This is a genomic window from Actinomycetota bacterium (assembly GCA_040754375.1).
Classification (GTDB): Bacteria; Actinomycetota; Acidimicrobiia; order Acidimicrobiales; family AC-14; genus JBFMCT01.
On sequence record JBFMCT010000016.1, the window covers coordinates 41,208 to 64,668 of the forward strand.

Annotated in this window: 22 protein-coding genes and 3 tRNA genes; 11 read left to right on the forward strand and 14 right to left on the reverse strand. The window is 73.0% G+C overall.

The annotated features are described in order from the left end of the window. The first annotated feature begins 85 nt into the window (after positions 1 to 85). The 4 genes from AB1673_08880 to AB1673_08895 all read left to right on the forward strand — a co-directional run bounded on the left by AB1673_08880 (position 86) and on the right by AB1673_08895 (position 2,265). A complete protein-coding gene (locus AB1673_08880) occupies positions 86 to 922 on the forward strand; it encodes an alpha/beta hydrolase (protein ID MEW6154085.1) in 837 nt (278 codons plus the stop codon). A gap of 72 nt (positions 923 to 994) precedes the next feature. Then, entirely contained in the window at positions 995 to 1,399 is a 405-nt protein-coding gene (locus AB1673_08885; GenBank protein MEW6154086.1) for an MmcQ/YjbR family DNA-binding protein, read from the forward strand. A 174-nt stretch (positions 1,400 to 1,573) separates the two neighbouring features. After that, positions 1,574 to 1,837: a hypothetical protein gene (locus tag AB1673_08890; protein MEW6154087.1), complete on the forward strand. Its 264-nt coding sequence runs from the start codon at positions 1,574 to 1,576 to the stop codon at positions 1,835 to 1,837. 5 nt (positions 1,838 to 1,842) lie between these two features. Continuing rightward, positions 1,843 to 2,265 (forward strand): hypothetical protein, encoded by a 423-nt coding sequence (locus AB1673_08895; GenBank protein MEW6154088.1) that lies wholly within the window; start codon positions 1,843 to 1,845, stop codon positions 2,263 to 2,265. A 156-nt stretch (positions 2,266 to 2,421) separates the two neighbouring features. Here AB1673_08895 and AB1673_08900 read toward each other — a convergent pair. The 5 genes from AB1673_08900 to AB1673_08920 form a co-directional block, all read right to left on the reverse strand. Next, positions 2,422 to 2,494 (reverse strand) — tRNA-Phe (locus tag AB1673_08900). 3 nt (positions 2,495 to 2,497) lie between these two features. After that, a tRNA-Asp gene (locus tag AB1673_08905) sits at positions 2,498 to 2,572 on the reverse strand. 32 nt (positions 2,573 to 2,604) lie between these two features. Continuing rightward, on the reverse strand, positions 2,605 to 3,639 hold the full coding sequence (locus AB1673_08910) for an ABC transporter ATP-binding protein (protein ID MEW6154089.1): 1,035 nt from the start codon (positions 3,637 to 3,639) through the stop codon (positions 2,605 to 2,607). A 219-nt stretch (positions 3,640 to 3,858) separates the two neighbouring features. Then, a complete protein-coding gene (locus tag AB1673_08915; GenBank protein ID MEW6154090.1) occupies positions 3,859 to 4,881 on the reverse strand; it encodes a DUF1338 family protein in 1,023 nt (340 codons plus the stop codon). A 12-nt stretch (positions 4,882 to 4,893) separates the two neighbouring features. Next, on the reverse strand, positions 4,894 to 5,988 hold the full coding sequence (locus AB1673_08920; protein ID MEW6154091.1) for a saccharopine dehydrogenase C-terminal domain-containing protein: 1,095 nt from the start codon (positions 5,986 to 5,988) through the stop codon (positions 4,894 to 4,896). A 34-nt stretch (positions 5,989 to 6,022) separates the two neighbouring features. Here AB1673_08920 and AB1673_08925 point away from each other — a divergent pair, with 34 nt between their 5' ends. Continuing rightward, positions 6,023 to 7,579, forward strand: a complete 1,557-nt coding sequence (locus AB1673_08925) for an aldehyde dehydrogenase family protein (protein MEW6154092.1) — start codon at positions 6,023 to 6,025, stop codon at positions 7,577 to 7,579. 3 nt (positions 7,580 to 7,582) lie between these two features. Here AB1673_08925 and AB1673_08930 read toward each other — a convergent pair whose 3' ends face one another. Together AB1673_08930 and AB1673_08935 are read right to left on the reverse strand one after the other, a co-directional pair. Next, the gene (locus tag AB1673_08930) at positions 7,583 to 8,947 is read right to left on the reverse strand and encodes an FAD-binding oxidoreductase (protein MEW6154093.1); all 1,365 of its coding nucleotides are present in this window, start codon (positions 8,945 to 8,947) and stop codon (positions 7,583 to 7,585) included. Then, positions 8,944 to 11,625, reverse strand: coding sequence for an ATP-dependent DNA helicase UvrD2 (locus AB1673_08935; protein ID MEW6154094.1), 2,682 nt, complete (start codon positions 11,623 to 11,625; stop codon positions 8,944 to 8,946). The genes AB1673_08930 and AB1673_08935 overlap by 4 nt, the downstream gene beginning before the upstream one ends. Before the next feature lie 368 nt (positions 11,626 to 11,993). Here AB1673_08935 and AB1673_08940 point away from each other — a divergent pair, with 368 nt between their 5' ends. The 3 genes from AB1673_08940 to AB1673_08950 all read left to right on the forward strand — a co-directional run bounded on the left by AB1673_08940 (position 11,994) and on the right by AB1673_08950 (position 15,656). Beyond that, positions 11,994 to 12,980: a dienelactone hydrolase family protein gene (locus AB1673_08940; GenBank protein MEW6154095.1), complete on the forward strand. Its 987-nt coding sequence runs from the start codon at positions 11,994 to 11,996 to the stop codon at positions 12,978 to 12,980. Between the two features lie 100 nt (positions 12,981 to 13,080). Beyond that, positions 13,081 to 14,484, forward strand: a complete 1,404-nt coding sequence (locus AB1673_08945) for a fused MFS/spermidine synthase (protein ID MEW6154096.1) — start codon at positions 13,081 to 13,083, stop codon at positions 14,482 to 14,484. Between the two features lie 782 nt (positions 14,485 to 15,266). Then, positions 15,267 to 15,656 carry a hypothetical protein gene (locus AB1673_08950; protein ID MEW6154097.1) on the forward strand — a complete coding sequence of 130 codons (390 nt, stop codon included), beginning with the start codon at positions 15,267 to 15,269 and terminating at the stop codon, positions 15,654 to 15,656. Between the two features lie 121 nt (positions 15,657 to 15,777). Here AB1673_08950 and AB1673_08955 read toward each other — a convergent pair whose 3' ends face one another. From AB1673_08955 to AB1673_08970, 4 genes are all read right to left on the reverse strand, one after another. Further along, positions 15,778 to 17,304 carry a site-specific integrase gene (locus tag AB1673_08955; protein ID MEW6154098.1) on the reverse strand — a complete coding sequence of 509 codons (1,527 nt, stop codon included), beginning with the start codon at positions 17,302 to 17,304 and terminating at the stop codon, positions 15,778 to 15,780. Positions 17,305 to 17,595: 291 nt separating this feature from the next. Next, positions 17,596 to 17,671 (reverse strand) — tRNA-Glu (locus tag AB1673_08960). Continuing rightward, complete coding sequence (locus AB1673_08965) at positions 17,657 to 18,949, reverse strand: hypothetical protein (GenBank protein MEW6154099.1); 1,293 nt, start codon at positions 18,947 to 18,949, stop codon at positions 17,657 to 17,659. The genes AB1673_08960 and AB1673_08965 overlap by 15 nt, the downstream gene beginning before the upstream one ends. Next, entirely contained in the window at positions 18,946 to 19,797 is an 852-nt protein-coding gene (locus tag AB1673_08970; GenBank protein ID MEW6154100.1) for an alpha/beta hydrolase, read from the reverse strand. Before AB1673_08970 ends, AB1673_08965 begins: the two co-directional genes overlap by 4 nt. Before the next feature lie 52 nt (positions 19,798 to 19,849). Between AB1673_08970 and AB1673_08975 the strand changes: the two genes are divergently transcribed. Then, positions 19,850 to 20,470: a glycerol-3-phosphate acyltransferase gene (locus AB1673_08975; protein MEW6154101.1), complete on the forward strand. Its 621-nt coding sequence runs from the start codon at positions 19,850 to 19,852 to the stop codon at positions 20,468 to 20,470. Beyond that, the gene (locus AB1673_08980; protein MEW6154102.1) at positions 20,467 to 21,318 is read left to right on the forward strand and encodes a DegV family protein; all 852 of its coding nucleotides are present in this window, start codon (positions 20,467 to 20,469) and stop codon (positions 21,316 to 21,318) included. The genes AB1673_08975 and AB1673_08980 overlap by 4 nt, the downstream gene beginning before the upstream one ends. A gap of 148 nt (positions 21,319 to 21,466) precedes the next feature. Here the strand turns inward: AB1673_08980 and AB1673_08985 are convergent, their stop codons facing one another. The 3 genes from AB1673_08985 to AB1673_08995 are packed head-to-tail and all read right to left on the reverse strand — an operon-like array spanning position 21,467 to position 23,209. Next, positions 21,467 to 21,946: a DUF2017 family protein gene (locus AB1673_08985; GenBank protein ID MEW6154103.1), complete on the reverse strand. Its 480-nt coding sequence runs from the start codon at positions 21,944 to 21,946 to the stop codon at positions 21,467 to 21,469. Between the two features lie 4 nt (positions 21,947 to 21,950). Beyond that, a complete protein-coding gene (gene clpS, locus AB1673_08990; GenBank protein ID MEW6154104.1) occupies positions 21,951 to 22,241 on the reverse strand; it encodes an ATP-dependent Clp protease adapter ClpS in 291 nt (96 codons plus the stop codon). A gap of 29 nt (positions 22,242 to 22,270) precedes the next feature. Next, positions 22,271 to 23,209, reverse strand: a complete 939-nt coding sequence (locus tag AB1673_08995; protein MEW6154105.1) for a COX15/CtaA family protein — start codon at positions 23,207 to 23,209, stop codon at positions 22,271 to 22,273. Positions 23,210 to 23,282: 73 nt separating this feature from the next. On the opposite strand from AB1673_08995, the gene AB1673_09000 reads away from it, so the two are divergent. Beyond that, positions 23,283 to 23,429, forward strand: coding sequence for a hypothetical protein (locus AB1673_09000; protein MEW6154106.1), 147 nt, complete (start codon positions 23,283 to 23,285; stop codon positions 23,427 to 23,429). Positions 23,430 to 23,461 lie beyond the last annotated feature (32 nt).

Sequence of the window (23,461 nt, forward strand, 5' to 3'; positions counted from 1 at the left end):
AGGCCGCCCTGCGGCTCAGGCGCATCTGCCCACCTTTGCGCCTGAGCGGCAGGCCGTCCGCCGGCTCGACGGGTCGTTTCCGGCCATGAACGGTGAGCGGCCAGAATGGTTGCTCGTCGAGCCGGAGGCGGCCATGGACAAGGTGGAGATCGGGGGCCTGGAAGTCGCCTATCGGCGCCAGGGTCACGGTGCCCCTCTCGTCCTGCTGCACGGGGCCGTGTGCGACAGCCGGGTGTGGGACGACCAGGTCGAGGCCTTCTCGGACGACTTCGAAGTGATCGCCTGGGACGCTCCCGGCTGCGGGAAGTCCGACGACCCGCCCGGATCGTTCCGGATGGGCGACTTCGCCGCCTGCCTGGCCGGGCTGCTCGACACCGTGGGCCCCGGCCCTGCCCACGTGCTGGGTCACTCGTGGGGTTCGACCTTGGCCCTCGCCCTATGCGGTCGCCGTCCCGACCTCGTGCGCAGCCTGGTGCTGGTGGGCGCCTACGCGGGCTGGGCGGGGTCGCTGCCCGCCGAGGAGGTCGAGCGCCGACTCTCGTTCGCGCTCGAAATGGCCGCCCTCGGGCCGGGCCGGTTCGACCCCCACACGATGCCGGGGTTGTTCTCGGACCTCATTCCCCCCGACCGGGCGCAACGGCTGGGCGCGGTGATGGCCGAGGCCCGCCCGTCGGCCACGGTGACGATGGCCCGATCCATGGCCGAGTCCGACCTGCGAGCCGACTTGGCGGCCACCGCCGCCCCGACCCTTCTCGTCTACGGCGAGGGTGACCAGCGGGCGGGCCTGGACGTGGCTGCTGATCTCCACCGCCGGCTGATGTCGTCCGAGCTGGTCGTCCTGGCTGGTCTGGGCCACGAGTGTTACCTGGAGAGCCCGGCGGCCTTCGAGGCGGCCGTACGCCCCTTCCTGGCCGCCCACTGACTGCCCCGAACTGGCCGGGTAGGTTGGCGGCGGTGGGGAGTGCCTTCCCGGGGCCGGCCCGGGCCTGAGCGGATGGTCCGGCTCGACGCAGTCGCCGAGATGGCCATGGCCCTGCCCGGGGTGACCGAAGGCGAGCGCCACGGTCACCGCACGTGGGCGGTGGGCGGCAAGGTGTTCGCGTGGGAGCGGCCCTTCAGCAAGGCCGACCTCCGGCGGTTCGGCGACGCCACGCCCCCGAGCGAGCCCGTCCTGGCCGTGCGGGTGGCCGACCTGAGCGAGAAGGAGGCCGTCCTCGCCGCCGGCCCGCCTGCCTTCTTCACCATCCCCCACTTCGACGGCTACGCGGCGGTGCTGGTGGAGCTGAAGGCCGCGACCAAGCGGCCCCTGCGTGCCCTCATCGTGGACGGCTGGCTGGCGTGCGCACCGGCCCCGTTGGCCGAGGACTACGTCAACGGGGAACGGGGCGGGCGTCGCTGAACTGCGGCCCGGGCTCAGCCTTAGCCTGCTGGTGGCCAGGGCCGCTCAGTCCTCGGGGGCCGAGAGCGCGAACTCGAGATCGAGGGCCGCCTCTTTCAACCGTCACCATCGGCTCGCGGTGGCGGCTCGGTGTGCATGCCGAGGCACGCGCGTCCCTCGGCACTTGGTGGTGACATGCTCATCACCAAGTATCCTGCGGGCATGGGTGTTCAGGAGTACCTCGTTTCCGCATCCGGTCAGATGTCGCTGCCAGCTGTGGTTCGACACCGCTGGAACCTCGACAACGGCGGCCCGGTTGACGTCATCGACCTCGGCTTCGGCGTGTTGACGGTCCCCAACGGAGCGGGCAGGAAGCTGCTCGATGATCTCGTCACCCGCGAACAGCACGCGGAGTTCGTGCGGTCGCTGGATGGTGATCCAGACCTGGCCACCACGTGAGCCGTGTGATCCTCGACGACCATCTGTTGCGGGACCTTCTCGCCGACGACGTGCCCGACGAGCTGGCGCAGGTCCTCGCCAGGTACGAACCGGCAACCACCAACCTCTACCTCTACCGGCTATCCAGAAGTGTGATCTCGGCCCGCGGCGGGGCGCTCACGGGAGCGTGGAGCCCGGAACGGCGTGCCGCACTCGGGTCGAGCTTGCTGACGCTGCCCGAGAGCATCGAGATCGTGCCGATGAGGACGATCTCGTACCGGATGGCCGAGATTGCCGCCGCACATCGTGTATCGACGCTCGGCGCTGAATGCGTGGCCGCCTCCGAGCACCTCGAGGCGCCCGTCTGCGTGTGGCGGGGCGACGACGGTCCCGCCCTTCGGGCTGCGATGGCTCACCTCGGCCGCGATTACCGCACGGTCCCCCGGTAGGCCCCCCAACCGCCCGGGCCCCGTGGTCGCGAGCGATCCGGGGAGCGCCCTGTTGCTCTGGACGGGCGTGTCCACCTTCGGTCTGTTCCTCGCCGACGCGCTCGCGGTCTGAGAGACGCGTCGGTCCAGATGTGGCCGGGGGAAGGACCTATCCGGTGGTCGGGACCGGCGTCGATCCGGTGACCTCGCGCTTTTCAGGCGCGCGCTCTGCCTACTGAGCTACCCGACCGCGCGGTCCTGACGAGATTTGAACTCGCGACCTCCGCCTTGACAGGGCGGCGTGCACTCCAAGCTGCACCACAGGACCAGTGCGAGAGCCAAGCTTAGTGCCTGCCGGGCCTAGCGGACGGCGGGAAAGCAGATGACCGGTTCTACGCAGCTGACCGATACCGGCGAACCCACGGGCATGGGCTCTGAGCTGGGCAGGCGGGCCATGAGCCGGGTCCCGTCGGTCATCCGCACCCGTACCAGGGCGTCGTGGCCGAAGTACTGCCGGTCCTCCACGGTCCCGCTTTCGCCCACGGCCAGCCTGACCTGTTCGGGGCGCACGACGACCTCGACCAGCCCTTCCAGCGCCGGTCCCTCAGGCCCGACGGCCACCGGCGCCCGGCCCAGGGCGCAGTCGACGGCTTCGCCGCCCGGGACGATCTGGCCCCGCAGGACGTTGGCGCTGCCCACGAACCCGGCCACCCACAGGTCGGCCGGCCGCCGGTAGACCTGGTCGGGCGGCCCCGACTGGACGATGACCCCGTCGCGCATGACGGCCACCTCGTCGGCCATCGACAGGGCTTCCTCCTGGTCGTGGGTCACGAGCAGGGCGGTGGTGGACGCGGCCCGCAGCACCGAGACGACCTCGGTACGGATCTCGGCCCGCAGGGCGGCGTCGAGGCTGCCGAAGGGCTCGTCGAGCAGCACGACCGACGGCTCGGGGGCCAGTGCCCGGGCCAGGGCCACCCGCTGCTGCTGGCCGCCGGACAGCTCGTAAGGCATCCGGTCGGCCAGACCGACCAGTCCCGCCAACTCCAGCATGGCCTCGACCCTGGCCGCCTTGGCCGGTCCCCGCTTGAGCCCGTAGCCGACGTTGCGGGCCACGTTCAGGTGGGGGAACAGGGCCTGTTCCTGGGGCACGATCGTGACCCGGCGCCGCTCGGGGGGAAGGTGCGTCCCCGGCCCGGCCACCAGCCGTCCCGAGACGTGGACCGTGCCCCCGTCGAGCCGTTCGAACCCGGCGATGACCCGCAGCAGGGTCGTCTTGCCGCACCCGGACGGGCCCAGCACGGCCGTCAGGCTGCCGGCTTTCAGAGTGAGGCCAGCCCCCCGCAAGGCGGGCACCCGTCCGTAGGACTTGGTGACCCCGGCGCACTCCACCGCCACAGTTCCAGCCACGCCCGGCCCGGCCCCGTCCGGCCCAGCTCGGTCGGCAGTCCCTCCCGGCCCTGCCGAGGATGCGGCGCCGGCCGCGGCGGCGGTCGCCGACTTCACCGGGTCAGGCCCGCGCCCGGATGCAGCACGCAGCTCACCGACCGATCAGATGGCATCCCCCGATCTTAGGCAGTCCTAAGCCTTAAGCCCTCCGGCCCCTGCCGGCGCTGGTCAGAGCCTCGTGGCGTTGGTCATGGCGAATATCTGCTGGGCGTTGGCCGCGTCGAAGGCGAGGTCGAGGCCGGTGCCGTCGGGCAGGGGGTGGCGGGTGATCAGCTCGAAGAACGAGCCCGGGACGGTACGGCTCACCGTCGCACCCCGGCCGTCGGGCAGGTCGTAGGTGACTTCGGCGGCCCGGTGGGCGGTCTGGACGATGCGGCCCGAGGCCGAGACCTCGACCTTGTCCTTGATGGGCCGGCCGGCGGCCCGCTCGTGCTCGGCCACGGCCACGACGTCGTCCACCCGGTCGGTGGCGTGGTTGAACGACGTGCCTTCGGTCGAGATCCACGCCATCTCGTCGGACTCGGCCAGCAGGGCTTCGTAGTCGGCCACCGACGGAAGGTCGTGGTGGCGGCGGAAGCAGGCCACGAGCACGGGCAGCAGTTCCTCGGCCTCGCCTGGCGCCAGCCAGCCCTGGCCGGCCAGGCGGTCGAGGTGGGCGGGGGCCGTCCCCCACAGCGGGTCGCGAGAGGTGGCCAGCACGCGGGCGGTGACCGACGCGAACCCGGGGGTGAACCGGTCGGCGTGCAGCTCGCTGACGAAGTACTGCACGACGTGCTCGGGTAGGTCGGCGTGGCACCACGACCGGCCCGTCATCCTCAGCCGGCTGAGGTCGTAGGTGTAGCGCTGGCGGTAGCCGAGCGGCTCCAGCACCCTCGTCAGGCTGGCCTGGCCCTCGGCCAAGGCACCGCACGCCACCCCCCTCACCGTCCGCACGGCGCCGTGGTCGAGGTGGAGCCGGTGGCCGGCCCCCACCCGGTCTTGGGCGTACTCGGCCCCGCTCGGCACCCGGGCCAGCAGGTCGTCGAGCAGCAGGACGCCCAGGGCCTGGGCCACGACGGCCCGGGGGGCGGCCTCGCCGGGGCGGGGCGCCACCAGCGCGGGGTGCAGGTCGAGGGCGGCCACCAGCCATCCCGCTCGGGGCCCGCCGAGGTGGGCGGCTACCAGGTGTTCCAGGAGCGACGGGTCTGTCATGGTGTCCTCATTTCATGCCGCGACCTCCTCGGTCGCGGTGTTACCCAAGAGCCGTCCGGTGGGAGTGGCGGCGAAGTCGGCGGCGGCGACGTCCTCTTGGCGGACGAACCCCCGGGCCGGCAACCGGCCGGTGGCCACCAGTTCGACGACGGCGCACGCCGAGGCGGCCGTCGTCCACGAGATGGCCCGCCAGCGGCGGCCGTCGATGCAAATCGGTTCGTAGGCCCTCACGACCTGGTCGCGCACCAGCCGGCCGTCCCGGCGGCCCTCGACGGCCGCGTAGAGGTAGACGACGTCGTCGTCGACCGGCGGCTTGGCCTCGACCAGGATGCGTCCGGCCAGCTCCCGCTGGTTGCGCAGGTGCAGCTCGTCGAAGAAGAACCGCATGAGCTGGCAGTGGCCCGGGTAGCGCAGCGTCTTGTAGTCGAGGCGGTCGAGGCGGCCCTCGTAGGTCGAGCACATGGTGCCCAGTCCGCCCGAGGTGGTGAACGCCTCCAGCTGGGCGCCCGCGATCCACACCACCTCGAGCTCGCTCATCGACGGCACCTGGCGGCGGGACCCCTGGCGGATGACCTCGCAGTCGTTGAGGTACTCGTTGACGACCCCCTCCGGCGACCAGTTGAAGGCGTAGCCGAGAAGGCCGGTCGGGTGGCGGGGCAGGGCCCCGACCTTCAGCTCCATCGACGACGGCTCGTCGAAGCCGTCGGCCAGCCACGCCCCGGTCATGCAGATGAGCCCGGGGGCCAGCCCGCAGTGAGGGACGAAGGCCGACGGTGCGCCCTCGGCCAGATCCCGCACGAGGCCGGTGTTGAGCACGTCCTCGGTCAGGTCGAAGTAGTGGGTCGAGGTAGCGGCCGCGGCCCGGGCCACGTCGCCGCTGAGCTGGTAGGGCAGGCAGCAGACGACGGCGTCGACCGTCGCCAGCCGGGCCCGTAGGCCCGCCGGGTCGCTCACGTCGAGGGCCACCACCCTGAAGGGGAGGTCGTCGCGCCGGGGCGGGGCGAGGTCGGCGCCGACCACCTCGTAGCCGGAGCCGTGCAGGAGGCGGGCGACCAGCTCCCCGACCTTTCCCAGACCAGCAACCAGGACCCGATCGAAGGTTCTCACCCTCACTACATCGTACGTGGGGCAAGCTTGCTTTATGGCTGTCCTGCCTACGACCGAGGAGATCCGCGACACGGCCCGGTCCGCCTTCGAACGGCTGGGCGGGCGCTGGCCTGACGCCCCCGGGGGCCTCGGCGGGGTGGCTGCCCGCACGCCGATCACGGGCGGACGGCTGACGGCCGTGCCCGCGGCCACGGGAGCGGACGTCGACGCCGCCGTGGCCCGGGCGGCGGCCGCCTTCGGGCAATGGCGCCTGGTGCCCGCCCCCCGGCGGGCCGAGGTCATCCGCCACCTGGGCGGCCTGCTGCGGGCCCACAAGGACGACCTGGGCCAGCTCGTCTCGGTCGAGGCCGGCAAGATCGGCTCCGAGGCCCGGGGCGAGGTCCAGGAGATGATCGACATCTGCGACTTCGCGGTGGGGCTGTCCCGCCAGCTCTACGGCCGCACCATGGCGTCGGAGCGTCCCGACCACCGTATGAGCGAGCTCTGGCACCCCCTGGGGGTGTGCGGGGTGATCACGTCGTTCAACTTCCCGGTGGCCGTGTGGGCCTGGAACGCGGCCGTCGCCCTGGTGTGCGGGTGCCCGGTGGTGTGGAAGCCGTCGGAGAAGACCTCCCTGTCGGCCCTGGGCTGCCAGGCCCTGTTCGAACGGGCGGTAGCCGAGGCGGCCGGTGCCGGCGCGGGAGGCCTGCCCTCGGGGCTGTCCCAGGTGGTGGTGGGCGGGCCCGAGGTCGGGCAGCGGCTGGCCGCCCACCCTGACGTGGCCCTGGTCTCGGCCACCGGTTCGACGGCCATGGGCCGGGCCGTGGGCCCGGTGGTGGCCGCCCGCTTCGGTCGCGCCTTGCTGGAGCTGGGGGGCAACAACGCGGCCGCCGTGGCTCCCTCGGCCGACCTCGACCTCACGGTCAGGGCCGTGGCCTTCGCGGCAGCGGGCACGGCTGGCCAGCGGTGCACGACCCTGCGCCGGCTGATCGTGCACCGGTCGGTGAAGGACGAATTGGTCGAGCGCCTGGTGGCGGCCTACTCGTCCCTGCCCGTGGGCAACCCCTTGGGGCCCGCCACCCTGGTCGGCCCGCTGATCGACGACGGCGCCTACGGGGCCTTCACGTCCGCCCTGGCCGAGGTGGCCTCCGGAGGCCACGGCCAGGTGGTGGTGGGCGGTGGGCGAGAGCTGGCCGACGCCGCCCCGGACGCGTTCTACGTGCGGCCCGCCCTGGCGGTGATGGACGGCCAGACGCCCCTCGTGGGGCGCGAGACCTTCGCCCCCCTGCTCTACGTGATGGCCTACGACCGGTTCGAGGAGGCCGTGGCCATGAACAACGCCGCCTCCCACGGGCTGTCGTCGTCGGTGTTCACCAACGACGTGCGGGAGGCGGAGTGGTTCGTCTCGGCCCGGGGCTCGGACTGCGGGATCGCCAATGTCAACATCGGCCCGTCGGGGGCGGAGATCGGCGGCGCCTTCGGGGGCGAGAAGGAGACGGGGGGAGGCCGCGAGGCCGGTTCGGACGCCTGGAAGAACTACATGCGGCGCATGACGTGCACCGTGAGCTCGTCGACCGAGCTGCCCCTGGCCCAAGGAGTCACGTTCCTGTAGGCGTCAATCGGGGGGCAGCAAGGCGTTGGGGTTGAGAACTCCGGTGGGGTCGAGGGCCCGCTTGACAGCCCGGTAGGCGGTCAGCTCGGCCGGGCTGCGGGTGAGGGCCAGCCAGCGGCGCTTGGCCGTCCCGATGCCGTGCTCGGCGCTGATGCTGCCGCCCAGCCCCACGACCAGGCGCAGCACGGCGTCGTCGGCCCGTTCGTCGTCGGGGGCCAACCCGGTGAGGTTGACGTGGACGTTGCCCTCCCCGGCGTGGCCCCACAGCCAGGTGCGGGCGCCGGGGGCGATACCCGCCACCACGGCCGGGACCTCCTCTACGAACTGCCGGAGGCGGCCCAAGGGCAGGGCCACGTCGAGCTTGTGGGCGACGCCCAGGGTGGCCACGGCCTCGGTGTGCTTCTCCCGGTAGGCCCACAGCCGGCGGCGCTCGCCGGGACCGGTGGCCAGGGCCATCGCGCCGGTGCTGGCGCTCAGCCGCCCGGCGGCATCTTCCAGGGCCCGGCCGCTGCCCTCGGACCCGGCCACCTCGACCACCAGGTAGGCGGCGTGGTCGGCGGCCAGGGGGCGGTCGAGTGCCATCGTCTGGCACACGAGGTCGAGGCCGGCGGCCAGGACCAGTTCGACGGCTTCCACCGCGGGCAGTAGCCGGCGCAGGGCGGACGCGGCCTCCAGGGCCGCCCCCGTGGTCGGGAACCCGATCAGGGCCACGGCCCGCTCGGGGGCCTCGGCGACGAGACGCAGCCGGGCGGCGGTGATGACCCCGAGGGTGCCCTCGCTGCCGCACAGCAGCGACGGCAGGTGGAAGCCGGCGTTGTCCCGGGTGAGGCCGCCGAGGCGAGAGACGACCGAGCCGTCGGCCATCACCGCCTCGACGCCCACCACCTGGGCGCGTGTGTCGCCGTGGCGCACGACGTGGAGCCCGCCCGCGTTGGTGGCCACCATGCCCCCGACCGTGGCCCGGTCTCGGCTGGCGAAGTCGACCCCGTAGGCCCAGCCGGCGGCCTGCGCGGCCCGACGAACGGCCGCCAGGGTGACCCCCGCCCCGGCCGTGAGCTGGCCGGCCGACGCGTCGACATCGGCGACGGTGTCGAGCCGGGCCAGGCTGACCACCACCTCGCCCCGGGTGGGGACACCGCCCCCCACCAGCCCGGTGTTGCCCCCCTGGGGCACGAGCGGGGTGCGGTGGCGGCGGCAGGCGTCGACCACCGCGGCTACCTCGGCCACCGTCCCGGGCAGCACCACGGCCGCCGGCTCGCCCCCGAACCGGCCCGTGTAGTCGACGGCGTAGGGCCCGGCGCCGCCGTCGGCGCCGGTGAGGACCCGTCCCGGCCCGACTGCCCCGGCCAGGTCGTCGAGCAGCGTCATGTCACGATGCGCCGGTCGTCCTCGGCCAGCCGTTCCATGAGGGCGAGGATGTCGTCGCCGTAGAGGTCCAGCTTGGTGGGCCCGATGCCAGGCAGGGCGCGCAGCTCGGTCAGCGTGCGGGGCCGGGCGGCGGCGATGCCCTTGAGGTAGCGGTCGGGCAGCACGACGTAGGCGGGCACGCCGTCGCGCTTGGCCCGTTCTAGCCGCCACTGGCGCAGGGCCTCGGTGGCCTCGGGGTCCTCGGGCCCCTGGTAGGGGACCGGACCGGACCGGCTCGCCCGCCCGGCCAGGCCAGTCGTCCGGCCCGCGGACGCGGCCGTGGCCGGGCCCAGGTCGAGCCGGCGCCGGCGGGGGGCACTCCCGTCCAGTTCCTCGAGAAAAGGGGAAGGGCGGGTCCCATCTCCCAGCAGGGTCACCCGGTGGCGGCCGCGGGTGATGGCCACGTGCAGCACCCGCCGTTCCTCTTCGATGTCCTCGGCCAGGCGGTGGGGAACGATCCCGGCCGACACGCCGAACACCGCCACCCGGTCCCACTCCCGGCCTTTGACCCGGTGGACGGTGGACAGGGTCACCCCCCCGGGGTCGGCCTCGCGGTGGAACACCGACCGCAGCCACGGCTCGAAGGACGCCGCCTCGGGATGGAGGGCGGCCACCTGTTCAAGGGCCTCGAGGTCGTCGAGGTGGCTGGAGCCGCCCGCCGACTGGGCCGAGTCGAGCAGTCCCATGGCGCTGCCCAGCCCGATCCGGTCCTTGACCACGGCCAGGGCCGTGCGGGTCGTGCCCGTCCTCACGGCGTCGGCCACGACCCGCAGGTCCTCCACTAGGTCGACGACCTTGAGCGAGACCTTGGGGTCGTCGATCTTGCGGGACACGGCCATGAGGCTGTCGAGGGACTGGCGGCCCCGGAGCCACTTCGGGAACCACTGCGGGAACCCCCGCGAGGGCCGGCGGTACACCTCGACCACGTCGGCCCCGTCGATGTGATCGGGGTCGGCGCCGATGCGTAGGTAAGCGAGGGCGGCCCGCACCCCGGTGCGTTCGAGGACGTCGGGGCGCAGGACGGAGTCGACCGGCACCCCGGCCTCGACCAGGGCCACGTGGGGGGCGAGCAGCAGAGAGTTGACCCTCGTCAGGACGGCCAGCTGGCCGGGGCCCACGGCCGGCTCGTCCAGCCAGCCGGTGACCAGGCGGGCCAGGGAGGTGGCGCCTTCTTCGGGCCGGTGCAGCTCGACGGCCAAGGTGTCACCGGGGGCGGCCGCCGGGCCCGGCCGGATCGTCTTGGGCACCCGCAGGTCGTTGTAGGACAGCAAGTGGCGGGCGGCGTCGACCACCGCCACCGGGCAGCGGTAGTTGACCTCCAAGGGGTGGTCGGCGGCCGCCGGGAACAGGTCGGCGAACCCCACCAGGAAGGCGGGGTCGGCCCCCGCGTGCCCGTAGATGACCTGGTCGTCGTCGCCCACGCCGAACACGTCGAGGGCGGGGGCGCTCAGCAGGCGCAGCATCAGCACGTGGGCCGGGGTGAGGTCCTGGAACTCGTCGACGAGCAGGTGCCGGAACCCCCCCTGGGCCCGCCGGCGGAACTGGCCGTCGGCCAGCAGCATCTCGACGGCCCCGTACACCTGGTCGTCGAAGTCGACGGCCCCCAACTCGGACAGCCACTGGCGGTAGGGCCCGAAAGCGGCGGCCAGGCCGGGCACGTCGTCGCGCTCGTCCTCCACCACCGCGGGCCCCCGCAGGCCGAGCCGGGCCAGCGACAGGGCCTCGATGTAGGGCCCGATGGGATCGGTGTTCACCCGGCGCTGCTGGCGGGGGACCAGCTTCTCCACCATCTGGCGGACCTCGCGCTCTTCGAGGACCCGCGGTCGCCGGCCGTGGGCCTCGGTGAGCAAGGCCAACCCGAGGGCGTTGAGGGTGCGCGCCCGGGGCCGGAAGGCGGCGCAGCGCTCCTCCAGTTCCAGCTGGGCCTTCTTGTTGTAGGCGACGGCGATGGTCGTCTCCCGCTCGTAGCCCCGGTCGACGGCCAGATGGCGGAGCCGCTCGGTCAGCACCCTGGTCTTTCCCGACCCCGCGGGGGCGATGACCCGGGCCGGCCCTGCCCCGTGGGCCACGGCCGCCAACTGGTCGGGGGCGAGCTCGGCGGCCGGGGCCGACGGCGGCGGTACCAGGGTCAGGCGGTCGAGCTCGACCGACTCGGCGTGGACGACGGCCGCGCCCACCTCGGCAGGGTCGAACGGGCCCCGGGGCCCGCCGTCGACCCAGGCGGGCGTGCCGTCGGGCAGGGCCACGTCGGCCGGGCCGGGAGGCGTGGGGACCGCCCCCAGGCGGGCCGCCTTGCGGGCCCACCACCAAATGAGGTCGCCGTCGCGGGCGTCGTAGTTGTTGGCCCACACCAAGAAGTGCAGCCGGTCCAGCCATGGCTCGAAACGAGGGCCCAGCGTCCAGGGCTCGGCGGCCCACGACTGGGGCGACCGGAAGCAGGCCGGGTCGACGGCCAGGACGACCACCACGGGCTGGCGTCGGGCCCATGCCCGGTGAAGCTCGGCCACTGTGAGGGCTGGGTCGTCGACGGCTGCGGCGTCGACCGTCACCACCGGGGCCTCGGCCCACGGGGCCGGCGGCGGGGTACCCGCCGTCACGATGACCCCGCGGCCGAGGGCGGCCGGACCGGGAGCGCTCATCACCCGACCCTAAACCCGACCAGTGCCTCGTCAGGAAGCGGATTAGTTCAGGCACCCTCGGCGGGGATCGCACTGCTCCCCCCGGCCACCGCCCCCGAACCCACGGCCCAGCGCTGGCCGTGGCTGCAGCCAGGAGCAGGGCTGCCCGATCCTCTGCCGGAAGCCATAGGGCTGTGGCCCGACGGCAGCAGCCAGGGCCCCCCGGGTCGTTGCTGGGGAGCTCGGGGTAGACCGAAGCCTTGCCAGGCGACCCCGGGACGGCCGCCCACCGGGCCCAGCACTACGGGCGGTGGCACGCGCCGTGGGCCGGGCCCGCCACGTCGCCATGGCCCATGCCGGCCCGGCCCGGCCCTACAGTCGCGGCCCGGATGGACACTCAGACTGCGGGCCGTCGGCTGGGCTTGGCCCGCCGCCAGTCGCGGACCGCGGCCGGGCTGGTGATGGCGGTCGTGCTGGCGGGCTGTTCGGGCGGGGGGAGCGAGGCGACGGGCCCCGGAGGAGCCGGCCCGGGGGCCGACGTGGGCGGCTTCGCGGTGGGTGCGTTCTCCGAGACCTATGTCGACACGTCGCGGGCGACGGCCGCCTCCGACGGCGTTACCGCCTCGCCGGCGCGGGCCCTGGTGACGACCGTCTATTACCCGGCCCAGTCGGCCGGTGAGGGTGCCGCGCCGGCCGTCGACCGGGGCCCGTTCCCGCTGGTCCTGTTCAGTCACGGCGGGGGGACGACCGGCACGTCCTACTCCAACCTGCTGAGCCGGGTGGCCGAGAGGGGATACGTGGTGGCCGCGCCGAACTACCTACCCGCCGCCGGTGACCCCGGGAGCCGCCCGGCCGACGCCCGCTTCGTCCTGTCCAGTTTGCTGGCGGCCACGGCCCAGTCGTCTCACCTCCTCCACGGGCTGGTCGACGAGGAGCGGGTGGGCGCCATGGGCCACTCGATGGGCGGCGGCATCACCCTCGGGTACGTGTTCAACTCGTGCTGTCTCGACGGACGGGTGCGGGCCGCCGTCCTGCTGGCCAGTGCCCACCCCAGCTACCCGGGCGAGGCCTTCCCGGCCCCGGGTGTGCCCGCCCTGGTCGTACACGGCGACGCCGACAGCCGGGCTTCATACGCGCAGGGCCGCCAGCTCTTCGCCGATCTACGGCCCCCGAAGTACATGGTCACGGTGCACGGCGGGGAGCACACGCCGCCCTTCAGTGGGGAGATGCAGCGCCCCGATTCCCGGATGGTGGTCGAGGCCACGGTGGCCTTCCTCGACCTGCACCTCAAGGGTGAAGCGGGAGCGGCCCAGCGGCTGCGCTCGACGGTCGCCGACCAGCCGCTGGTGGCATCCCTCGACGAGGTCCCACGGTGAACGGCGGTTGAACCCCGTCCTGGCCGGGGGGCTGGTCTTCTTCACCTCGGGGGCGGTCCTCGTACTGGAGATCCTGGCTGTCCGCCTGGTGGCCCCCTACGTGGGGGTCACGCTCGAGACCTACACGGCCATCATCGGGACGATGCTGGCGGGTATCGCCTTCGGCACCTGGTGCGGAGGGTACGCGGCCGACCGGGCCGAGCCCCGGCGCCTGCTCGGGCCCTTGCTGGTGGCCGGGGGGGTGATGGCCATGGCCAGTGTCCCCCTCGTGCGCTACGCAGGCGAGCGCTTGTCGGGGAGCACCGGCCTGTCGGTGATCGGCCTGGCGTTCGTGGCCTTCTTCCTGCCCGCGGCCGTCCTCAGCGCGGTGTCGCCGACGGTGGTGAAGCTCCAGCTGCGCGACCTGGGTGCGACCGGCCGGGTGGTGGGCCGGCTGTCGGCCCTGGGCACCGCGGGCGCCATCGGGGGCACCTTCCTGGCCGGGTTCGTCCTGATCGAACTGGCGCCCACGTCCACGACCGTACTGGTCGTGGGCGGGCTGTTCGTGGTGGCCGGGTTGGCCCTCGGCATAGGCCTGGCGCCGGGGACGGGCCACCGGGCCGTGAGCCCGGTGGTCGTCGTGCTCGCCCTGGTGGGCTCGGGCGTGGCCGTGGTGGCCGCGGGCGCCGGCGGGGACCGGTGCCAGACCGAGACGACCTACCACTGCGTGCGGGTCGAACCCGATCCTCGCCGGGCCGGGGGACGGCTCCTCGTTCTCGACACGCTCCACCACAGCTATGTCGACCTCGACAACCCGACCTACCTCGAGTTCCGCTACGCCCGGCTGTTCGCCGACGCCATCGGGGCCGTCGCCCCGGCCGATGGCCCCCTCGACGTGCTTCACATCGGGGGCGGTGGGTTCACGTTCCCCCGGTGGGTGCGGGCCGTGCGCCCCGGTTCGTCCAGCGTCGTGCTGGAGATCGACCCCGGCCTCGTGACGGTCGCCGTCGAACGCCTGGGGCTGGTCACCGAGCCGGGGATCGACGTGCGCACGGGCGACGCCCGCACGCTCATGGACGGCCTGGAGCCCGGTCGCTTCGACGTCGCCTTGGGGGACGCCTTCGGGGGCCTGGCCGTGCCCTGGCACCTCACGACCGTCGAGTTCGTCCGGTCGGTGAAGTCCAGGCTGCGCCCCGGCGGGGCCTACGTGCTCAACGTCATCGACTGGCCTCCGGCCCGCTTCGCCCGGGCCGAGGTCGCCACCCTGGCCGCCGTGTTCGATCACGTGGCCATGGTCGTGCCTCCGTCCTACGCCGAGGGCGATCAGGGAGGCAACTTCGTGCTGGTGGCCAGCGACCGGCCCATCGACGGGGCGGCGATCACCCGAGCAGTCGGGGCCCGCCAGGGTGGCGAGGTAGTCGTGGAAGGCCCGCAACTGCGGGACTTCACGGCCGGGGCCCCGGTCCTGACCGACGACCAAGCCCCCGTCGACCAGTGGCTGGCCCGGGCCCGGCGGGACGGCTGAGCCCTAGGCGACGTCGGTGTTGGCGGCCACGGTCGCTGACAGGGACGGTGGTGGTGACGACGATCGGGGCCGTCGTCGATCTCGACGGCTCCTACATCGCGGCCGCCGCCTCGGGGCGGCCAACCCAGGTGGGGTTCCCCATGCTGGAGGTTGACGGACCAGCGCTTGGGGGTCATAGATTATGGCGGTCATAATCTATGACACCAGTTGGTTCGAGGGAGGACGAAGATGACGAGTTCGATGTTCGGAGGGGCGCGACGGATCGTACGGGTCGTGGGGGTGGTCACCGCCTCGGCGGTCTGCTTGGTGTCGCCGGCACTCGCCGGCCCGGCCCACGGGCTGCCCACGGGGCGTCGCCGGCATGTGACCGGCTGGTCGAACTGCAGGCCGAGGGCCGCGCCCAGAAGGCCGCCGTCGACTGCTCCTCGAGTACTCCCGACGGCGCCATGAACCTGCCGGGTGGCTCCGAGATCACCTCGAGCGGCGCTGTCTTCGACTTGATCGACATCTTCTGATCCCCTGTTGAGCCGAGCTTCGCCTTGCCCGGACGGCGAGCGCTTGCTGGTCCTGCTCGACGCTGCCAACCGCGTTAGGTACGCGACGTGGGGCCGGTCGGGCCGAGAGCCAGGCCGAGGTTGGCCTCCCGGCAATGGAAGACTTGCCGGGTGATCGGCAAGGCGGTCGAGCCTGCCTGCGTCGCGCCAGCGACTGGGCGTGGGCGGGCCGGCGGGTTCCCGCCGGAGGTTTCATGGGAACATTTCCAGCGCAGCCGGGAGGAAGCGTTGTTCGCCCTCGTGGAGGAGGAGACGACCCAGATCGAACGGATGGTCGGCGACCTGCGGCGGGTGCTCGACCGCTTCGACGACCTGTCGATGCGGACCCACTACGACACCCACCCGCGGGCCGTTTACAAGGCGATCTCGCACTCGATCATCGGCGAGCGGGTGTTCCGCAAGGTAATGTTCACCCACGACCCCGCCGACGACGGGCGCTATACGTACCTCCGGATGCAGATCGCCTCGCCCGACGCCATCGAGCGGGTCATCGACCTGGACGACCCCGAGACAGTCGCTCGCCTGGCCGCCGTCTACGACCGGGCCGAGGAACTGCTCCAGGAGAACGCCATGCAGCGCGCGTCGGTGGAGCATCCGCCAAAGGGCGAAGGTTCGTGACTGGCGCCCGGCATACTGGGGCCATGCGTCAGGTGATCCGACTACCCGAGCCGAGGGTCCGACCGGAGGTCGAGGCGCGCCAAAAGGCGCGGGCCGACCTCCTCCGGCCCTACATCGGTCGCTACGTCGCCCGTAAGGACGAGCGGATCCTGGTTGATGCCGAGACGCCGGAGGAAGTCTTTGCCTGGCTTGAGGAGAACGGCGTTGAGGGCGCCGTGATCTTCCGCGTTCCGGTCGACCCGGCAGCCGACATGGGGATGCACGGCCAGGGTTGAGGTTCGCCTTCGAGCTCCTCCCCGGCGCAGGGGCCGACATTGCCCGACCGGCCCTTGAGGTGTCCGTCGTCGGTCCGCATGCAAACGTCAGCGTACTGGGGCTCCTCGACACCGGCGCTGTTCACAACCGAGTCGGCGCGTGGGTTGCCGGTCTTGCCGGCATCGACCTCGACGGCGTCGCGGTCGAAGGAATCGCCCTCGCTGGGGTAGTCGTGGAGGCACGAATGGTCACGTGCCAGCTCGTGCTCGGCGACTTCACCTGGGAGGCGCCCGTTTCCTTCTGCGATCCCTGGCCGTTCGACTTCCAGGTGTTCGGCCATCTTGGGTTCTTCCGGTGGTTCCGTGTAGTGATCGACGCAGCCGACGAGATGCTGGAGGTCATCCCGAACCAGGCCTGACCTCAGTGTCAGACGCGGCGGCACTGCGTCCTCGAAGATCCGACCCAGGACGTCGGCGGCGTCCCGGTCGGCTTCGGCGAGGAAGTGGCTGTAGACGTTCAGGGTCGTGGCGGCGTTGCGGTGACCGAGACGGCCGGCGACTGTGCGGACGTCAACACCGGCGGACAGCAGGCGGGTGGCCACGTAGTGGCGAAGGTCATGGAGGCGCACGCCCTTCAGGCCCGCCTTCTTGCACAGCCGGCTGAAGCAGCGGCTCACGGAGTCCGGGAACCACGGCTTCGACCCGTCGACCTCGTAGCTGAACACGAAGGCCTCGCGTGACAGCTCGAACTCGCACAACGCGGCACGGTCCTCGGCACGACCCCGGTGAGCACGTGACGCCTCGACCGTCGTCGGGTCCAGCGACACCCGGCGGGACGCATGCGTCTTGGTGCCCTTCTCGACCAGGCCGTCGGCGCCGCTCACGATGCCGCGGCTGATCGTCACGACGCCCTTGGCGAAGTTGATGTCGGACCAGCGCAGGGCGATCAACTCGCTCCGCCGTGCGCCTGTCGCAGCGGCCAGCAGGATGTAATCGGTCAAGTCCACGTCCGCACTCGTTGCCAGCGCGAACACGCGCGCCAGCTCGTCCGGAGCGGGCGGGTTGATCTGCGGCATGGGCACTCGGGGCGGGCTCGCCGACGACGCGGGGTTGTTCGCCAGCCAGCCCCATCGCACGCCCTGCGCCAGCGCCCGGTGCAGCACGCCGTGCGTCCGCCGGATGGTCCCGGGCGCCAACGGCCGGCCGGCGCGACCGCCCTTCTCCCGCAGCCGGCGGTAGAACCGGTCCAGGTCCGCCGCACCCAGCTTCGACAGTGGCACCGATCCGACGAACGGCAGCAGGTTCCGATCCAAGATGCCTCGCGTCTCGTAAGCGCCCTTCGGCGAGAACCCCGGCGCAGCATGGGCGTACCACTCCTCCAGCAGCTCGCTCACGGTCGCGCTCGTCCGAGTCAACCCGCCCCGATCGGCCTCGGCCACCATCGCCGTCAGGGCCCGCTGGGCCTCACGCTTCCCACCGCGCACCCGTCTTGTACACCCACCGCTTCCGCCCGCTCACGGCGTCCCGACCGACGTACACGCGCAGCTCCCAGGCGTCGCCGCGCTGCCTGATGAACCCCTGCATCCCGAGCCTTTCGCCGGACCTTGGATTGGCAAGAGATTGGCAAAAGCGCCGTCTCAGAGGCACGCAGCCCAGGCTAGATGCGCTCCCACCTGGGCCTTTGCTGGCACCCCCAACGGGATTCGAACCCGTGCCGCCACCTTGAAAGGGTGGTGTCCTAGGCCGCTAGACGATGGGGGCCTGAGGGCTTGAGACTACCTGCCATTCGGTGCCTTCCGGGCCGTCGCGGACTTCGATGCCGGCGGCCAGGAGGCGGTCGCGGAGCGAGTCGGCGTCGGCCCAGCGGCGGTCGTCGCGGGCCTGGCGGCGGGCGTCGAGCAGGGCCTCGACGAACGGGGCCACGGCGGCGCGGGGGTCGCGCAGGCCGGTGGACGCGGCCTGGCCGAGGCGGACGACCATCGAGCGCAGGGCGGCCCGGGCACGGTCGAGCTCGTCGGACTCGGTGGTGTCGCTGGACCAGGCGTCGAGCAGCGAGACCAGGTCAAGGGCACAGGCCGTGGCCGCATCAGCGTCGCGGGCCTCGAGGGCCTGCGCGAACCGGGCCTCCAGTTCGGTGACCGAGGCCAGCAAAGGTGACCGGGCCGGCCTGGCGGCGGGGCCGTGGCCGGCTCCCGGCTGGGCCGCGTCGGCGGACACCCTCGCGGGCCCGCCCCCGCCGCCCACCCCGTGCGCTAGATCGCACGTGGCGACCGTCTCGCCCGCCTCCACCCGCCGCACGACCGCGCCCGCCGCCCGGATGGTCACACCGCCCAGGCCCGAGACGGTCGCCGTGCCTTCGTCGAGGTCGAGTACGCAGGCCGTGTGCTCGTCGACCCCGAGCACGAAGATGCCCTCGGGCAGCTTGTCCTCCAGCACCCGCAGCCGGCGCTCGCCCATGTAGCAGTAGCGGGTGTCGTGGTGGCCGCCCTCGGCGTTGTTCCAGTGGGGCACGACCACGGCCGGCAAGCCCACCCGGCCGGTGAGGTCGAGCCCCTCCAGCCAGAACGGCTCCTGGCCGACCTTGTAGATCTCGTAGACGGGCAGGGCGAACGGCCCGAGGGTGACGGCCGCCGCACTGGCGAAGGTGATGCACCCCCCGTCGCGCAGCTTGTCGGCCAACAGGGCCGGCACCCGGCTGGCCTTCCACAGCCGCAGGGCGTGGGACGGGCTGCCCGGTCCGGCGAAGACCCACCGGGCCTCGCCTAACTTCACGAGGGCGGCCTCGTGGGCCACCGACCCGACCTGGTCGGCCGAACGGTAGGACGCCAGCGACACCGGCCGCCCGACGGCCTTGCGGAAGTAGTCCTCGGCTTTGGCCGCGATGTCGTCGGCGTTCTCCTGGAACCCGAAGGGGGTATCGAGCATCACGGCCGGGACTGAAGCCGGCCCCCCGAGGCGGGCGAACAGCTCACGGTGGAGCTTGCTCATGGTGGGGCTGGTCTCCCCCGACCCCATGATCACCAGCAGCCGGGCGGTCACGGCGTGCGGCCCCTTTCGACCGATGAGGCGAACTCCTCGAGCAGGCGGGCCACGGTGTCGGGCTGCTGGACGTGCAAGTCGTGGTCGCCGACCAGGCTCGTCACCGTGACGTGGGGCGACGAGACGGACGCGTGCGGGGGCTTCGGGCCGCCGCCCGAGGACTGGGCGTGCACCAGCATCACCGGCACGCCGACGGCCGCCAGTAGCTTCGACGGGCGGTGCTCCCATAGGGCCCGCAGGAGCTGCATGTGGCGCTCACGGGTGAGCCAGGGCCCGACGGTGCCGTCGGCGCGCACCTCCAGGTTGGCCAGGGTGGCTTCGATGCCCCAGTCGTCCCAGTCGGGGTGGGCGCCGCGCAGCCAGGCCTCGACATCAGCCACGGGCGTGCCTTCGAGCGGGGGCGGGGCCAGCGCGGCGGCACAGTCCTCCCAGCGGGGCCAGCGTTCGGACAGTTCGATGGCCCCACCGTCGATCCCTACGGCGCCGGGCACGGTACCGGACGACGAACCGTAGGCCAGCTCGACCACCACGTTGCCGCCCGTGGACTGGCCGGCGGCGATGGGCCGCACGAGACCGAGGGCATCTGCGGCCGTGGCCAGGTCGGCGGCCAGGGTGGCGAAGTCGTAGCCCTCGTCCGGCTTGTCCGACCGGCCGTGGCCGCGCAGGTCGACGGCCGCCACCGGGTGGCCGGCGGCGTGCAGCCGGCCGGCCACCGCGGTCCACGTCCGGCAGTTGGACGAGAGCCCGTGCACCAGCAGGAAGGGCGAGCGCTCCCCCCCGGCCCACAGCAGGGCGTGCAGGTCCACCCCGCCGCCAACCGCGACCAGGCGGACCTCGGGCTGTGTCACCGGGCCATCATGCACCCCCCGAGGGCCGCCGGCCGCCGTAGCCTCCGCCCTGATGCGCCCCGCCCGCCCCCTCGCCTCGGCTCTGGCCGCCACCGCCGGGTACCTGCTCGGCAGCTTCCCGGCGGCCACCCTGGCCGCCCGCCTGGCCACCGGCGGGACCACCGACCTGCGCACGGTGGGCAGCGGCAACCCGGGGGCGGCCAACGCCATGACGGCCCTGGGCCGGCGGTGGGGGACGGCCGTGTTGGTGGCCGACATCGGCAAGGGGGCGGCCGCGTCGTGGCTCGGCCAGGCGCTGGCGGGCGGGACGGGAGCCCACCTGGGGGGGACCGCCGCGGTCGTCGGCCACTGCTTCCCGCTCTGGACCCGCTTCAAGGGCGGTGGCAAGGGGGCGGCGACCAGTTGCGGGCACTGCCTGGCCACCTTCCCGGCCTACTTCCCCGTCGACCTGGCCGTCGCGCTGGTCGTGGCCCGCTGGAAGCGCCGGGCGCTGCCGGCCACCGCGGTGGCGTCGGCCGTCTGGGTGGGGGCGGGCGTGCTGTGGTGGAGGAAGGGGTGGCCCAACGCCTGGGGGCCTCGCCCGACCCCGGCCCTTCCCTTGGCCGCAGCCGCCAGCAGCGCCGTCATCTTCTCGCGCTTCTGGGCGGCCCGGGGCTGGCAGGAGCGCGTGTGACCGGCCTCGTCACCGACTCCAACGCCCAGGTCCCGCGGGCCCTGGCCGACCGGTTCGGTGTGGTCGTGGTCCCCCTGACCGTCACCGTCGACGGCGCCCCGTTCGACGAGGGCGCCGACCTCGACGCCGACGGGTTCTTCGCCCTGTTCGCGCCGGGCCGGGCCCCGGCCGTCACCACGGCCGCCCCCGGACCGGGGCGGTTCGTCGAGGCCTACAGCCGTCTGGCCGAGGCCGGGGCCACCGAGATCGTCTCGGTCCACATCGGGTCAGAGGTCTCGGCCACGGTGGGCTCGGCCCGGCTGGCGGCCGCGTCGGCCCCCGTTCCCGTCCATGTCGTCGATACCGGTACAGCCTCGTTCGGCGTGGCGCTGTGCGTGTGGGCCGCGGGCGAGGCCCTGGCCGCGGGGGCGAGCGCGGGCGAGGCGGCGGACGCCGCCCGGGAGGCCGCTGCCGGGGTAGGCAACGTGTTCGTGGTCAAGGCCCTCGACCTGGCTCGGGCCGGGGGCCGGCTGGCCCCGGGTACCGGCGACCTGGCGGCCGCGCTGGTCCCGGTGATGACCATGGACGGCGGGGTCATGAGGGTGGTGGCCGAGGTGCCCGACGGCACGGGTGCAGCCGACGCCATGGTCGCCCACGTGGCCGGCGTGGGGAGTGGGGCCCGGCTGCGGGTGGGCGTCGGCTATGGCGACCCGCAGATGGCGGCGCTGGCCGACGAAGTCTCCCGACGCCTGCGCGACCTGCCCACCGTGGCCGAGGTCGTCGGTTACCGCGTGGGCCCGAGCGTGGGCGCCCACACCGGGCCGGGGACCGTCGGGGTCATGTTCTCGCCCGTGGCCCCGGCCCGCTGAACGGGCCCGATCCGGCTCTCGGGTACCGAGGCCGAGCGGCCCGTCAGCCCCGGCCCGGCCGCCCCCGCCCCCGCCTCCGCCCCCGCCTCCGCCCCCGCCCCCGCCCCCGCCCGTGAGCCCCGGCCCGCTGAGCCGAGGCGGGCGGGGCTCAGCCCCCGAGGGCGTCGATCAGTTCGCCCTGGAGCATGCTCAGGTAGTCGTAGGCCGCGAAGGCCGGGGCCCTGGGGTCGTCCCGGCTCGACGGGCGCTCTTGGCCCTCCTCGGTGATGTCCAACCGGGTGCCGAGCACCAGCCTCACCTCGTTGAGGGCACGCATCCAGGCGTAGGCCTGGTCCTCGTCGAGGCGTTCTTCCTCGGCGCTGGCTTCCAGGGCGTCGAGGGCCTTGAGGTGGGAGTCGAGCAGCTCGCCCCCGGCCAGCAGGCGGTACTCGGTCTGGCGGTCCTCGTCCTCGGGGTAGGCCACGGGGAACAGGCGGCTGGCCGCGGGGTCGTCAGGCGACTCCAGCAACTCGCGCATCTGGGGTGCGAGCGTGCGCAGGAACTCCCGCTCGGGCTCGGGGATGCGCAGCTCGACACCCCCCCTGCGCAGGCGCTTGACCCGCCGGCCGAACTGTCCCAGGGGGCTCATCTCGTCACTTGTCGTGCTCCATGGTGGCCCACAGCCCGTGCTCGTGGAGCCGGAACACGTCGAGCTCGGCTTTGTCGCGCGGGCCGCTGGACACCACCGCCTTACCCTTGTGATGCACGTCGAGCATCAGCTTGGTGGCCTTCTCCTTGCTGTAACCGAACAGCTTCTGCAGCACGAACGTGACATAGGACATGAGGTTGACGGGGTCGTTCCAGACGATGACGACCCAGGGGCGATCTTCGCCGACCTTCTCGCCGACCTCCGGTTCGCGCACCTCGGTGGGGGCAGTGGGCATCGCCGCCACAACCTCCCAGGATAGGACGTTCAGGGCCGGCTGAGAACTTCGGGGGCGGGCGTGGCTGCGCTGGCCGCCGGGGCCCCCGCCTGGGGGCGCACCGTGAACCGCAGGAGGAACCGGATGGCGGTGGCCCATACGGCCGCCGCCCCCGCGATGTGGATGCCCACGAGCAGGACGGGCACGCCGGTGAAGTACTGCGTGTAGCCCACGACGGCCTGGGCCGCGGAGACGGCCACCAGCACCCGTCCGGCGGCCATGAGCGGCGCCGGCGCGCCCGCCTTGTGCAGCCGCCACAACGTCACCAGCGTCAGGGTGATGAACAGCACCACGGCCACCCCGTGGACGCGGGCCACTTCGGCCAGCACGAACGGGAACCGCTCCACCTCGGGGTCGCCCCCGTGAGGCCCTGTGCCGGTGACGACCGTCCCCAAGAAGATGGCCAGCCCGGCGGCCGCCACCACGAGGCTCCCCTGATGGCGCAGGTCGGGGGGGACGGCCGGCCGGGGCCGGCTGCCGTCGGGCTCTCCCGCCCGGTGATGGAGGACCACGGCGTTGGCCAGCAGCACCATCGACAGCAGGAAGTGGGCCATGACGAACTGGGGCAGCAGGTGGAACATCACCGTGAAGCCGCCCAGGATGATCTGGGCGATGACGCCCGCCACCAGACCCAGCGAGAGCCACGTCAGGTCCCGGCGGCGGGGCTGGCGGCGCAGCGAACCGAGCACGGCCCCCATCACGGCCAGCGAGACGATCCCGGTGATGACCCGGTTGACGAACTCCACCATGGCGTGGAACTCGAGGGGGGCGATGACCCGCTGGTTGTCACACGTGGGCCAGTCGGGGCAGCCCAGCCCCGAGTCGGTCAGCCGGACGGCGCCCCCGGTCACGATGATGAAGGCGAGGGCCAGCAGGGCCAGCAACGTCAGGCGCCGGTACGCCTGGGGGGAGATATGAGGTAACCGCATCTGCGGGGGGATGGTACGGCAGCCCCCGGGTAGACCTCACATCGAGGGCCGCCCCTACCGACCGGAGGTGCACATGGAACGCGACACCCAGGCGACCAAGGACGACGAGGTGCTCGAACGCGAGGCCCTGGAGAAGGAGCTGATGGAACTGGGCGAGTCCGACCGGGGTGAGGGCATCGACGACGCCCAGACGGTCCCCCGGCCGCTCGAAGGCGAATAGCGCGGGCCGCTACGGGGAACACTTGACGCAGA